At 70.7% G+C, this 13,864-nt stretch carries 10 protein-coding genes and 1 pseudogene; 9 read left to right on the plus strand and 2 right to left on the minus strand.

The features are described 5' to 3' along the window. Window positions 1-230: 230 nt before the first annotated feature. Window positions 231-620 (plus strand): transposase, encoded by a 390-nt coding sequence (locus ACLJT4_RS37755; RefSeq protein ID WP_411129608.1) that lies wholly within the window; start codon window positions 231-233, stop codon window positions 618-620. Here the strand turns inward: ACLJT4_RS37755 and ACLJT4_RS37760 are convergent. Then, a pseudogene (locus ACLJT4_RS37760) lies at window positions 529-921 on the minus strand (DEAD/DEAH box helicase); the annotation flags it as partial. The gene ACLJT4_RS37755 and the pseudogene ACLJT4_RS37760 overlap by 92 nt on opposite strands. 125 nt (window positions 922-1,046) lie before the next feature. Between ACLJT4_RS37760 and ACLJT4_RS37765 the strand changes: the two are divergent. The 6 genes from ACLJT4_RS37765 (at window position 1,047) to ACLJT4_RS37790 (ending at window position 10,296) form a co-directional block, all read left to right on the plus strand. Further along, window positions 1,047-2,678 (plus strand): DUF4192 family protein, encoded by a 1,632-nt coding sequence (locus tag ACLJT4_RS37765; protein WP_411129542.1) that lies wholly within the window; start codon window positions 1,047-1,049, stop codon window positions 2,676-2,678. 214 nt (window positions 2,679-2,892) lie between these two features. Then, window positions 2,893-4,878: a glycogen debranching N-terminal domain-containing protein gene (locus ACLJT4_RS37770; RefSeq protein WP_411129610.1), complete on the plus strand. Its 1,986-nt coding sequence runs from the start codon at window positions 2,893-2,895 to the stop codon at window positions 4,876-4,878. Between the two features lie 47 nt (window positions 4,879-4,925). Beyond that, on the plus strand, window positions 4,926-5,696 hold the full coding sequence (locus tag ACLJT4_RS37775) for an NUDIX hydrolase (protein ID WP_411129543.1): 771 nt from the start codon (window positions 4,926-4,928) through the stop codon (window positions 5,694-5,696). Window positions 5,697-6,413: 717 nt separating this feature from the next. After that, on the plus strand, window positions 6,414-7,406 hold the full coding sequence (locus ACLJT4_RS37780; RefSeq protein WP_411129544.1) for a FadR/GntR family transcriptional regulator: 993 nt from the start codon (window positions 6,414-6,416) through the stop codon (window positions 7,404-7,406). Window positions 7,407-7,801: 395 nt separating this feature from the next. Next, window positions 7,802-9,352: an RNA polymerase sigma factor gene (locus tag ACLJT4_RS37785; protein WP_411129546.1), complete on the plus strand. Its 1,551-nt coding sequence runs from the start codon at window positions 7,802-7,804 to the stop codon at window positions 9,350-9,352. A gap of 134 nt (window positions 9,353-9,486) precedes the next feature. Beyond that, window positions 9,487-10,296: a S1 family serine peptidase gene (locus ACLJT4_RS37790; RefSeq protein ID WP_411129548.1), complete on the plus strand. Its 810-nt coding sequence runs from the start codon at window positions 9,487-9,489 to the stop codon at window positions 10,294-10,296. A gap of 124 nt (window positions 10,297-10,420) precedes the next feature. On the opposite strand, the gene ACLJT4_RS37795 is transcribed toward ACLJT4_RS37790, so the two are convergent. Next, window positions 10,421-10,651, minus strand: a complete 231-nt coding sequence (locus tag ACLJT4_RS37795) for a hypothetical protein (protein ID WP_016572951.1) — start codon at window positions 10,649-10,651, stop codon at window positions 10,421-10,423. Window positions 10,652-11,096: 445 nt separating this feature from the next. Here ACLJT4_RS37795 and ACLJT4_RS37800 point away from each other — a divergent pair, with 445 nt between their 5' ends. Then, on the plus strand, window positions 11,097-13,217 hold the full coding sequence (locus ACLJT4_RS37800; protein WP_016572950.1) for a type IIA DNA topoisomerase subunit B: 2,121 nt from the start codon (window positions 11,097-11,099) through the stop codon (window positions 13,215-13,217). 158 nt (window positions 13,218-13,375) lie between these two features. Then, window positions 13,376-13,864 (plus strand): DUF1453 domain-containing protein, encoded by a 489-nt coding sequence (locus ACLJT4_RS37805; RefSeq protein WP_411129550.1) that lies wholly within the window; start codon window positions 13,376-13,378, stop codon window positions 13,862-13,864.

The following is a 13,864-nucleotide window of genomic DNA, read 5'->3' on the forward strand; positions in this document are numbered from 1 at the left end:
GGCGCAAACACCTCCCCGGCAAACTCCTCCAACCGGCCCCGACACACAGCAAGTTCCCCAGCCCTCATACAACCAGCGAACTACCACACACCCACCGTGACAAGACCACGTAACAAAGCACTACTAGGCGGCGGCGCAATGGGCAGCCCTGCGCGGTAGCAGCGTGGTTCACCGAGAGGCAACTACCAGTCCCGCTGCTAACCGACGAAGGGTGGATGAAGATCGCGCCAATGACCACCCACAAGCCCCGAGGGATCAGCCCTCGACTGGTGATGACCGGAATCCTCTACAAGGTCCGCACGGGTGTCTCTTGGAGCGATTTCCCCGCGCTGTTCGGCCAAGCTGCAACCCTCCAGACCTATTCGGGCCGCTGGCGCGCGTCCGAATTCTGGGAGGCCGCAATGCAGGCTTTGGCAACTGCCAAGAGCACGCGGCTCCCGACGCCGTATCAGCTGAAAACACGCGCCGAGTGCTCCATCGGGCCCGAGAACCTGCTGAACAGTAGCTGGAGTTCAAAGTGTGGAAAACTAGAGCGTCGGGGCTCACCAGCAGGACGTCCACCTCACCGGCCGCCACCTCGGCCTGCACGGTGTCCCACTCCTCGGTGTTGGCGGAGTTGATGGTGCGCGCCCGGATACCGGCGCGGGCCGCCGCGTCGACCTGGTTGCGCATCAGCGCGAGCAGCGGCGAGACGATCACCGTCGGCCCGCTGCCGCGCGCCCGCAGCAGCGCCGTCGCGACGAAGTAGACCGCGGACTTGCCCCAGCCGGTGCGCTGCACGACCAGGGCACGGCGGTGGTCGGCCACCAGCGCCTCGATCGCCCGCCACTGGTCCTCGCGCAGCCGGGCCGTCCCGCCGGGATCCCCGACGAGTCGACTGAGGACGGCATCGGCCGCGGCACGCAGGTCTTCGTTGCTCATGCCCCCATGCAACCCGATGTCACTGACAACGCGCGAACCCCCACCTCGAACTGTGGAAAACCGCGCCGGTCGAGAGTTATCCACAGGGGTCGCGGAACCCCGCACGACCGCGGGATCTTCGAGCCATGAATCCGCACAGCGAACCGCACGAGCCGCACTCCGACGACCCCCGCGCCCACGGCGCCCCCTCGCCCGACGACAACGGCGCCCCCGACCGCGGGGGCCGAGTGCCCGGCCCCCGCGGTCGGGGCAGCACCCGGCCCGGCACCGGAGGCGATCCCGCACCGCCGACCACCACGCCCGGCCCGGACCCGTCCCGCCCGCCGACCCCCGACCGCACCCCCGGCACCCCCTACGACCCGCCGACCCCCACCCTCTCCTGCAGCGCCTACGGACCGCCCACCACCGACCCCGCCGCCCCCCACACTCCGGCCGGCCCCACCGACGGATCCGGATCCCCCGACGCGGCCGCGAGCCCGCCCACCGCACCACAGGTCGTCCTGCGCGGCCCCGCCGAGCTCGCCGACGCACTGCCGTACCTGCTCGGCTTCCATCCGGACGACAGCATCGTGATGGTCGCCCTGCACGGCGAGCGCACCCGCTTCGGCGGCCGGCTGCGCCTCGGCATCCCCACCGACCCGTCCCACTGGCCCGACGTCAGCGACCAACTCGCCGACTCCCTGATCTCCGGCGCCCGCAAGCGCACCGACCGCCTCGTCGGCATTCTCGTCTTCCTCTGCAGGGAACCGGCGCCGGGCGAGAGCGGCCGGGACGTCAAGGAGCGCCTCCGCCCCCTGGCCCAGCGACTGCGCACCGCCTGCGGCGCCCTGGACGTGCCCGTCCTGGAAGCCCTGTGCCTCTCCAACGGCCGCTACTGGTCCTACTGTTGCCCCGACTACCGCTGCTGCCCCGCCGACGGCACCGCCCTGTGCCTGCCCGGTACGTCCGTGATGGCCGCGGCCGCCGCCTACGCCGGCATGCAGGTGCGCGGCTCGCTCAAGGAGATGGAGTCCCGGCTCGCGCCCCGCACCGGCCGGCGCGGCACCGACCAGGAGGAGGCGCTCGACACCGCCGCCTCCGAACTCCTGCCGCAGATGCTCCGACCGGACGGCGCCACCACCGTCCACCACGCCACCCTCCAACTGGCCACCGCCATGATCCACCGGTTCCGCCAGGACACCCCCGCCGGCAGCAACCGCGCCCGCGACGCCTGCGACGACGCACTGATCACCGACGCCGAGGCCGCCACCCTCATCCTCGGCCTCCAGGACCGCGCCACCCGCGACCGGGCCGCGGAATGGATGGACGGCCCCGACGCCGCCGCGGCGCTCCGGCTGTGGCGCGCCCTCGCCCGCCGCTGCACCGGCGGCTACGTCGAACACGCGGCGGCGCCCCTGACCCTCGCCGGCTGGGTGTGCTGGTCCACGGCGGACGGCCCCTCCGCCCGCGTCGCGCTCAGCCGAGCCCTGGCCGCCGACCCCGACTGCCTCTTCGCCCAACTGCTGCACCGCGCCATCAACGAGGGCCTGGACCCCGAGCCGCTCCGCCGCTGCCTGCGCCAACAGCGCGACGAGACCGAGGCCGCCGCGGGCGGCGGCACCGCCACGCCGGGCCGACGACGATCCACCAAGCGGCCGGCACCCTCGCGCCCGGCGAACACCACCCGCTCCCGCGGGCCACGCGGCGGCACCGGCCCCCGTCCCCGCACGACCGACACCCGCCGGACGGGAAAGGACGGTGACCGAAGCCGACAGTGACCGCACCGGGCCGGGCACGGCCGGCGTGACCTGGGCGCCGGCCGCACCGTTCACCTGAGTGGCGTAGGCCGTATTGGAGCCCCGACCTCACCAGGGAGCGCAGAGCGTGCCAGGGATCGTCCCCCTCACCCAGGCCCACCGAACCACCACGGAACGGCACACCCCACCGACCCGACCGCCCCAACCCCAAGCGGTCCATGCGGTGCTCGTCTGCATGGCCCTGCCGTCGCTCGCCGTGTCGTCCCCCACGGGCCAGCTGACCGGCCAGGGACTGGACGGCTGCTACCGCGACGGCCGGCGGATCCTCGCCCGCTGCGAAGTACGCGTCGCGGGCGAGGAACCCCTCGTCGTCCAGGGGCGGTTGGTCGGCGCGGACCGTGCCCACTTCACCGGCGTGATCCGCAGATCGGGCGAGCGCGGGCCGGACCCGGAGATCCGCATGGAGCGCCTGCGGTCCGCCGACGGCACCGAGCGGATCACCTTCCACAGCAGCGCCACCCGCCCCGTCCGGCTGCCCGTCGAAATCCACCTGGGCACCGACCTGGCCGACCTCGGAGCGGCGGCCGTCGGCCTCCCGGGCGCGGAACTCCGCGCCGCCGTCCACGGATCCGGCCTCCGCTGGTCCGGACGCGGCGCCCACGCCGTGGTGACCGCGACCCCCACGCCCCAGGACGTCCTCGCCGCTGCGGGCCTACTCCGCTGGGAACTTGACCTGCCGCCCGGCGGCCGACGCGCCATCGAACTCCACCCCCGCCTGGAGAGCGGCCCGCCCAGCCAGGTCAGACGGAACGGCGGCACCCTGGTCCCCGGCCCCCGCACCGGCCACACCGGCCCCCGCATCCGACACGATCGGCCCCCGCGGTCCTGGTCCGCAGGCCGCCTCGAATGCGACGACCCCCGGGCCGACGCCCTCATGGCGGGCAGCCTCGACGACCTGCACGGGCTGCTCATGCGCGACCCGGCTCTACCCACCGACGTCTTCGTCGCCGGCGGCTTCCCCTGGCGCTGCGGCCTCGCACCCGCCGAGGCCCTCTGGACCGCCCGGATGCTTCTCCCACTCGGCACGCGGCTCGTCGCCAGCACCCTGCGCACCCTCGCCCGCACCCAACAGGCCACCCCAGGAGCGGATTTCGGCCGAATTCCCGGCCCGCTCCGGGACGCCGGACCACACGCACCGGCCGGGTGCACCGGCATCGAGGCCACGCTCCTCTTCCCGGCCGTCCTGGCGGAGGCCCGCCGCTGGGGCCTGCCCGACGAGGAGACCGAGCGACTGCTACCCGCCGCCGCACGCTGCCTCCAATGGCTGCGCACCGCCACCGACCCACGCGGCGCGGACCGCGGCGGCTACCTCCCCGACCCCGCACCCGACGGCCCCTACCGCTGCGAAACCCAGGCCCACGCCCACCGTGCCGCCGTCCTCGGCGCCGACCTCCTGGACGCCTGCGGATCCCCCGGCGCCCCCGAGCTCCGCGACTGGGCGGCGGAACTGCGCGCCCGCTTCCGCACCGACTTCTGGGTGGACGACCGCGGAGGCGGCCACCCCGCCGCCCTGCTCACCGGCGACGGCCGCCCCGTCCCGCACCTCGGGGCCACAGCGGCCCACCTCCTCGACACCGGCCTGTTGGGCGGCGGCGCCTTCGCCCCCGGCCTGCTGGACGCACCCCAGACCGATCAACTGTCCCGACTGCTCCGCGGCCCCGCCCTGGACTCCGGCTGGGGCCTGCGCGGACTCGGCGCGAAGGAGAAGGGCTACAACCCCTTCGGCCACCGCAGCGGAGCGGTCCGTGTCCACGAAACCGCCGTCGCCGCCATCGGCCTGGCCGCCGCCGGCCACGAAGCCGCCGCCGGAGCCCTGGCCAAGGGACTCCTCGACGCCGCCGAGCACTTCGGCTACCGCCTGCCGGAGATGTTCGCGGGGGAGCAGCGCACGGCCGGCAGCGTCCCCGTGCCGCACCCGGCGGCCTGCCGCCCCGCAGCCCTCGCGGCGGCCGGCGCGGTGCAGATACTCATCGCCCTCGCCGGACTGCGCCCCGACGTGCCGGCCGGCACGGTCGCGGTCCGCCCGCTCGGCAACGCCCCGCTCGGGGCGGTGCAACTGACCGGACTGACCATCGCCGAGTACCCCTTCGCCGTGCGGATCAGCCGCCTCGGGATGGGCATGGTCGAGGAAGCCGCGGACGGTCTACAACTGAGGGCCTGACGCCCGCATGACCTGTTTATCGTCAGGCGGACGACTATGATCACGACATGCCTCCCTACGACCCGTCGGCCTTCCCGCCCTTCGCTGTCACCGTCGACCTGGTCGTGCTCACCGTGCGCCGCCACGCCCTGTGCGCGCTGGCGGTACGCCGCGGTGAGCCGCCGTTCCAGGGTCGCTGGGCCCTGCCCGGCGGGTTCGTCCGGGCCGACGAGGACCTGGCGGAGGCGGCCGCGCGGGAGCTCGTCGAGGAGACCGGCCTGCACGCCTACCCGCCCGAGGGCAGCCCGCCGCCCGTGTACGGGGCGCACCTCGAACAGCTCGCCACCTACGGCGATCCGAAGCGCGACCCCCGCATGCGCGTGGTCAGCGTCGCGCACCTGGTCCTCGCCCCCGACCTGCCCGCACCCCGGGCCGGCGGGGACGCCCACAGCGCCCGCTGGGCCCCCGTCGAAACGCTCCTGGACCAGGAGAACAACGCCCACGCCCGCGAAGGCGACCTGGCCGCCCCGCTCGCCTTCGACCACGCCCGCATCCTCACCGACGGGGTGGAACGCGCTCGATCGAAGATCGAATACTCCTCGCTCGCGACGGCCTTCTGCCCGCAGGAGTTCACCGTCGGCGAGCTGCGCCGCGTCTACGAAGCGGTCTGGGGCGTCGCCCTCGACCCGCGCAACTTCCACCGCAAGGTGACCGGCACCCCCGGCTTCCTGGTCCCCACCGGCGGCACCACCACCCGCCAGGGCGGCCGCCCGGCCCAGCTCTTCCGCGCCGGCGGCGCAACCCTGCTCAACCCACCGATGCTGCGCCCGGAGGTCTGACCCACCCCGCGCCCCGCACGGACCGGTGCCGCTTCACGGCAGCCGAGCCCTCCCGCCACCACCGGACCGCGTTGCTGGCTTGCGCCCTCGGACGGCGGCCCGCCACCAACCTCCGCTGCGCGCCACCTGCCGGTTCCCGGGCTCCGATGCTCCCCACCGTCAACGAGCCGCCACCGAACCCACCGTCCTCGGTGACCTCGGCACCCCAGCGGCACGGCGGCCACCACAAGCCCACCCCCACCGTGATGCCGGAACCCGGCGACCCCGCGACGGTGAATCCCCAGGCGACTTCACCGACACCGCCACATTTCCGCCCCACGGTCATCACCCGGCCCGCCAGGCAGCACTCGGCAACTCCCCGTCCACCCGTCCCAACTGACCGCCGGACACGACGGCGCACCACGACAACGACGGCTCGCGCCACGGCGCCCTTCCCACGTCCGCCCGCTGCGCACCACCTGACGTCCGGAAGTGATCGACGCACGCCGTTCGCGCCGTCATCCGAAGCCCCAACCAGCCCCGGCCATAAGGCGGTTGCTGCCCTGGCTCTGGTCTGCGCTTATGTGTTCACCGTGCTAACGGGATGGCGGCCCTGCGTGACCAAAACGCCCGCTTTCGGGCCCCGTTGTTGCGCCCGCTGCCCACAACTCGCCCCCGAAAGCGCATTTCTTTCCGATAAAGCGTCAATTGCGAGATAACGGGCGATCACCCTTTCGTGTGCTTTTCACCAAAGACCTCAAGGCCGTTCAGCGTGCCGCCGACAAAAGATGCGTGAGTACCCTTGCGCACACCATGATGACCGCGGCTCGCCCTGGCGACACCGGCCTCGCAGGCCCCGGCGAGCTTGACCGCTATCCCTACGCCAACGCTGCCAACGCCGCGAACGCGACCGGCCAGGAGCGCTCGGAGCGCGTCTCCCCGGTCTGGGACGGCCACGAGACAGACATCGGCCGGGTCGGCCGACGCGCGGCGGGCAGTCGCGGTCGCGGCCTGCACGGCCAACTCGTCCAGCAGCTCGGCCAGATGATCGTCTCCGGTGATCTCGGCGCCGACCGTCCGCTCGTCCCCGAGGAGATCGGCCAGCGCTTCGAGGTCTCCCGCACCGTCGTCCGCGAATCACTGCGCGTCCTCGAGGCCAAGGGCCTGGTGAGCGCACGCCCGAACGTCGGCACCCGCGTGCGTCCGGTCAGCGACTGGAACCTCCTCGACCCCGACATCATCGAGTGGCGCGCCTACGGGCCGCAGCGCGACGACCAGCGTCGCGAGCTGTGCGAGCTGCGCTGGACGATCGAACCGCTCGCCGCCCGCCTCGCCGCCGGTCACGCCCGGGAGGACATCCAGCAGCGGCTCGCCGACATGGTCGAGATCATGGGCCACTCCGCGGCCCAGGGGGACACCATGACGTTCGCCCGCGCGGACGCCGAGTTCCACACCCTGCTCCTCCAGCTCGCCGGCAACCGCATGCTCGAGCATCTCGCGGGCATCGTCACCTCCGCCCTGCACGTCTCCGGCGGAGCCAGCGGTGGCTGCGAGCGGCCGGTCGAGACGTCCGTGGGTCAGCACATGCGGGTCGTCGACGCCATCGGTTCCGGCGACGCCACCGCCGCCGAGTCCGCGATGCGCCAGCTCCTCGCCTCCCACGGGGAGAACGGCGGCCAGGGTGCCGGCACCCCCGCGGACCACGTCGTCCCCGCCCCGCGCGAGCACTGAAGGCGCGTACCCGACCACGTGCGGACCGTAAGCACCGCGCGCGCTCGTGCTCCGTATGCCGCTGTCGAGGGCGCGCCGTACGTACCGAAGGAGCGCAAGATCGCCGGATCCGGGACCTCTACCGGATCCGGCGGAAGGATTTGAGAGGATTGCATGGCATATGGCGGGGAAGGGGTCGTTATGGGGTGTGACTCGGGCCACGCAGATTGGGCGTAACGCTCTCGGGGGGAGCGCGATGACGTAAGAGGTGATAGCCGAGGAGGGAATACGAGCGGCGTTCGTGACGCTGTTCAACTCCCCGGTTGCCCCTGCGCCGTCGGTCCATCCCCACCGGCGGTCGTCGGCTCCGATCCACAGTGGACGGGGTCGGAAGCCGTTTCCATCGTTCCGAGAGGTTGTTCGTGTCGGCCAGCACATCCCGTACGCTCCCGCCGGAGATCGCCGAGTCCGAGTCTGTGATGGCGCTCATCGAGCGGGGAAAGGCAGATGGGCAGATCGCCGGCGATGACGTGCGTCGGGCCTTCGAGGCTGACCAGATTCCGCCAACCCAGTGGAAGAACGTTCTGCGCAGCCTCAACCAAATCCTCGACGAGGAGGGTGTGACGCTGATGGTCAGTGCCGCAGAGGCGCCCAAGCGCACCCGCAAGAGCGTCGCAGCGAAGAGTCCGGCGAAGCGCACCGCCACCAAGACCGTCGCGGCCAAGACCGCCACGGTGAAGAAGACCACCACCGCCGCGACCGCCGCCCCCATGGCGGACCCGGCCGCCGGTGAGTCCGAGCCCGCCAAGAAGGCCGCGGCGAAGAAGACGACTGCCAAGAAGGCGGTCGCGAAGAAGACCACGGCCAAGAAGGCTACGGCCAAGAAGACGTCGTCCAAGAAGGACGTCGACGACCTGCTCGAGGACGAGCTCACCGAGGAGACCCCGGCTCCCGGCAAGGGCGAGCCCGCCGAGGCCGAGACCGCCGAGAACGCCGGCTTCGTGCTGTCGGACGAGGACGAGGACGACGCCCCCGCCCAGCAGGTCGCCGCGGCCGGCGCCACCGCCGACCCGGTCAAGGACTACCTGAAGCAGATCGGCAAGGTCCCGCTCCTTAATGCCGAGCAGGAGGTCGAGCTCGCCAAGCGCATCGAGGCCGGCCTGTTCGCCGAGGACAAGCTCGCCAACAGCGACAAGCTCGCGCCGAAGCTCAAGCGCGAACTGGAGATCATCGCCGAGGACGGCCGCCGGGCGAAGAACCACCTGCTGGAGGCCAACCTCCGTCTGGTCGTCTCCCTGGCCAAGCGGTACACCGGTCGCGGCATGCTGTTCCTGGACCTGATCCAGGAGGGCAACCTCGGTCTCATCCGTGCGGTCGAGAAGTTCGACTACACCAAGGGCTACAAGTTCTCGACCTACGCGACGTGGTGGATCCGCCAGGCCATCACCCGCGCCATGGCCGACCAGGCCCGGACCATCCGCATCCCGGTCCACATGGTCGAGGTCATCAACAAGCTGGCCCGTGTCCAGCGCCAGATGCTCCAGGACCTGGGCCGCGAGCCCACCCCGGAGGAGCTGGCCAAGGAACTCGACATGACCCCCGAGAAGGTCATCGAGGTCCAGAAGTACGGCCGCGAGCCGATCTCCCTGCACACCCCGCTGGGCGAGGACGGCGACAGCGAGTTCGGTGACCTCATCGAGGACTCCGAGGCCGTCGTCCCGGCCGACGCGGTCAGCTTCACGCTCCTGCAGGAGCAGCTGCACTCGGTGCTGGACACCCTCTCCGAGCGCGAGGCCGGCGTGGTGTCCATGCGCTTCGGCCTCACGGACGGCCAGCCGAAGACGCTCGACGAGATCGGCAAGGTCTACGGCGTCACCCGTGAGCGGATCCGCCAGATCGAGTCCAAGACCATGTCGAAGCTGCGCCACCCGTCGCGCTCCCAGGTGCTGCGGGACTACCTCGACTAGCCGTAACGGCCCACCGCGCTGCGAGCCCGGCCCTCCACTCTGTGGGAGGCCGGGCTCGCGGCCGTCCGGGTGCGGGGCGCGCCCGTTTGGGTCACTCTGGGTGGGTGACCGCTGTCCCAGAGTCAGGAGTCCGTATGCGCCCGACCATACGCGCCGCCCTCGGGGCCCTTGCGCTGATCCTCGCTGTGCCGGCCTCGGCGGCCGCGGACGAGTCGGTGGTCGGGGGGAAGCCCGTTCGCCCCTCGCAGAGCCCTTGGGCGGTCGCCCTGGCTTCCCACCAGCGGTTCGGAGAGCAGCGCTCCGGTCAGTTCTGCGGCGGTGTCCTGGTCGGGCACGCCACGGTGGTCACGGCCGCGCACTGCCTGGGGCGGGAAGTACTGGGACTGCCGTGGCAAGAGGTAAAGGACCTGCGCGTCGTCGTCGGGCGCAACAACCTCACCGCCAAGGAGGGGCAGGAGGTCAAGGTCGCCAAGGTGTGGATCCATCCGCACTACAACACCTGGACCAACGAGGACGACATGGCGGTCATAACCCTCCAGGAGCGCGTCCCGAATCAGCCGATCCGGATAGCCCCCCCGAACGACGGCGTCTACGAGGCGGGCAACACCGCCACCGTCTACGGGTGGGGCGACATGACAGGGGACGGCAGCTACGCGTCCCGGCTGCGGTCGGCGAGGGTGAACGTCCTGCGTGACACGGTGTGTGCGCGGGCTTACCCGGGCAGTGCGGACGGGACGTACAACGCGGCCTCCATGCTCTGCGCGGGAGAGCCGAAGGGCGGGCGGGACGCCTGCCAGGGGGACAGCGGGGGCCCGCTGGTGGTGCGGGGGCAATTGGTGGGGCTGGTGTCGTGGGGGACCGGCTGCGGGCGTGTGGGCAGCCCGGGGGTGTACACGCGGGCTTCCGCGCTCCTCCCGGCGGTTTTGACGCACGGCGCTGGCTGAACGGCTCACGGAAGCCGTAGGCGCTGCAAAAGGGCACGAGTACGGGCGGCCTCCCCGGTGGTGCCGGAAAGACCGCCCGCCGCACGGCACTGGGCCGCTACTCGCTCGTCGTGGATGCGAAGTGTCAGCGTTCCTCTTCGGAAGCAGACTGCGGAGTGGTGGTGAGCCGCTCCGTCTCGTCCTGTATTTCCGCGGCGATCTTCTTGAGTTCTGGCTCGAACTTGCGGCCGTGGTGGGCGCAGAAGAGCAGTTCTCCGCCGGACATCAGGACGACGCGCAGGTATGCCTGGGCGCCGCAGCGGTCGCATCGGTCAGCGGCCGTCAGCGGGCTCGCGGGTGTCAGAACAGTAGTCACGTCGCCTCTTCTCTAGCTCGACGAGCTGTCGTACCAGGGTCAACATCCAACCAGGCCGAAAACGTTCCCGCTCGTGCCTTTTCCCCGAAAAATTTCTTTCGAGGGAGCCGGGTGCTGCCGGGTGGCGGCGAATGAGCCGTATTGCGTGGTGGTCTGATTCACGTTGGTTGCTGAAGTCTGTCCCCCCGGCTGGCTTGCCGGTTGTTGATGAGGACGTGCCCGGAGCCTAAATGGTTCATGCCTCGAAGGGAACGTGATGTGCACGTCACTCGGACGTCACCCCATCGAGCGATCGAACGTACGAGCGAAATTCTACTACCATGGTCACGCTCACGGGTGGCGTCACATCGGCTCTACTAGGCCTCGGTACCCTCTCACCGGCGACACCGCCACAACCGAGTCCGCGGAATGCGGACTGCCAGAAATTCAGCGAGGAGCGAACCGCGTGACCGCCGAGATGTCCGTGCCGTCCACCGCAGTGCTGACCGGGGCAGACCGGGACGGTTCCAACTACACCGCGCGGCACCTGCTCGTCCTTGAGGGTCTGGAAGCCGTCCGGAAGCGTCCCGGCATGTACATCGGCTCGACGGACAGTCGCGGACTGATGCACTGCCTGTGGGAGATCATCGACAATTCCGTCGACGAGGCGCTCGGCGGCTACTGCGACCACATCGAGGTGATCCTCCACGGCGACGGGTCCGTGGAGGTCCAGGACAACGGCCGCGGCATCCCCGTCGACGTCGAACCCAAGACCGGGCTCAGCGGCGTCGAGGTCGTGATGACCAAACTGCACGCCGGCGGAAAGTTCGGTGGTGGCTCGTACGCCGCCTCCGGCGGTCTGCACGGCGTCGGTGCCTCCGTCGTCAACGCGCTCTCCGCGCGGCTGGACGTCGAGGTCGACCGCAACAGCAAGACGCACTCGATCAGCTTCCGCCGCGGCGTCCCCGGCGCCTTCGCCAAGGCCGGCCCGGACGCCCCCTTCGAGCCGGCAAACGGGCTCCACAAGGGCAAGCGCATCACCAAGACGAAGACCGGCACCCGCGTCCGCTACTGGGCGGACCGGCAGATCTTCCTCAAGGACGCCAAGCTCTCCCTGGAGACGCTGCACGCCCGCGCCCGCCAAACCGCATTCCTGGTGCCGGGCCTGACCCTCGTGGTCCGGGACGAGCGCGGCATCGACGGCGCGGGGAAGACGGAAGAGACGTTCCGCTACGACGGCGGCATCAGCGAGTTCTGCGAGTACCTCGCGCAGGACAAGGCCGTCTGCGACGTCCTTCGGCTCACCGGTCAGGGCACCTTCAAGGAGACCGTGCCGGTCCTGGACGAGCGCGGCCACATGACGCCCACCGAAGTCACTCGGGAACTGGGCGTCGACATCGCCCTCCGTTGGGGCACCGGTTACGACTCGACGCTCAAGTCGTTCGTCAACATCATCGCCACCCCCAAGGGCGGCACCCACGTCGCCGGCTTCGAGCGGTCCGTGACCAAGACGGTCAACGAGGTGCTGCGATCCAGCAAGCTGCTGCGCGTGGCCGAGGACGACGTCGTCAAGGACGACGCCATGGAGGGCCTCACCGCCGTCGTGACGGTGCGGCTCGCTGAGCCCCAGTTCGAGGGCCAGACCAAGGAGGTGCTGGGCACTTCCGCCGCGTCCCGGATCGTCGCCCAGGTGGTCGGCAAGGAACTCAAGGCGTTCCTGACCTCCACCAAGCGGGACGCCAAGCAGCAGGCGCGTTCCGTCCTGGACAAGGTCGTCGCCGCGGCCCGTACGCGCATCGCCGCACGCCAGCACAAGGAGGCCCAGCGTCGGAAGACGGCGCTGGAGTCCTCGTCGCTGCCGGCCAAGCTGGCCGACTGCCGCAGTGACGACGTCGACCGCAGCGAACTGTTCATCGTCGAGGGGGACTCGGCACTCGGCACCGCCAAGCTGGCCCGGAATTCTGAGTTCCAGGCGCTGCTGCCGATCCGCGGCAAGATCCTCAACGTCCAGAAGTCGTCGGTTTCGGACATGCTGAAGAACGCCGAATGCGGCGCCATCATTCAGGTCATAGGGGCTGGATCCGGCCGTACCTTCGACATCGACGCCGCCCGCTACGGGAAGGTCATCTTCCTCGCCGACGCCGACGTCGACGGCGCCCACATCCGCTGTCTGCTGCTGACGCTGTTCCAGCGCTACATGCGGCCGATGGTCGAGCAGGGCCGGGTCTTCTCCGCCGTCCCGCCGCTGCACCGAGTCGAGTTGATCAACCCCAAAAAGGGCCAGGAGAAGTACATCTACACGTACTCGGACAACGAGCTGCGACAGACCATCCTGGAGCTCCAGCGCAAGAACGTCCGCTACAAGGACAGCGTGCAGCGCTACAAGGGTCTCGGTGAGATGGACGCCGACCAGCTCGCCGAAACGACCATGGATCCGCGCCACCGCACGCTGCGTCGCATCAACATCAGCGATCTCGAAGCCGCGGAGAAGGCGTTCGACCTCCTGATGGGCAACGAAGTCGCCCCGCGCAAGGAGTTCATCACCAACTCCGCCGCGACTCTGGACCTTTCGCGCATCGACACCTGAGCCGGCACCCGCGCGGCACGGGCGTCTCTCCACCCGCGGGTGGAGAGACGCCCGTCGGCATTTCCACCCCCGCCCCACCCTGGCGCCGATCCAGGAGGCCGGGGCCTCTCCGTAGCGTCGGGAACGTCGAAAATTCCCGTTCCACGGAGGCTCAGGCCATGAGCGGCTTGCTCAACATCGCTGTGCTCATCGCAGTTGTCGCGATCGTCTTCGCCCGGCAGTTCACGGCGCAGCGCATCACGTCCGAAGGCCGGAAATGGTGGCTCATGCCGGTCATTCTGATCTTCATGGCACTGCGGCAGCCCGGTCTCGTGGACCCGTCGCACCGCGCCACCTCCGTGGTGCTGCTGATCGTGACCCTCCTGATCGGCCTGGCCAGTGGTGCGGCATGGGCGTGGACGACGCGCATCTGGACGGACGAGAACGGTGCGGTCTGGACCAAGGGAACCTGGGCGGCGGCAGGAGTGTGGCTGAGCGGCATGGCCCTGCGCCTGGGGCTCATGGGCATAGCGGCTGCCTTCGGCGTTCACCAGAGCAGCCAGACGACGCTGCTGTCCGTAGCTGCGATGCTGCTCACCCGTGCCGGCGTGACTGCGTGGCGGGCCCAGGGAGCGCAGCAGACGTACCGTGTCCCTGTTGCGGGCTGA

The organism is Streptomyces sp. x-19 (genome assembly GCF_046549115.1).
Lineage (GTDB): Bacteria > Actinomycetota > Actinomycetes > Streptomycetales > Streptomycetaceae > Streptomyces > Streptomyces albulus_C.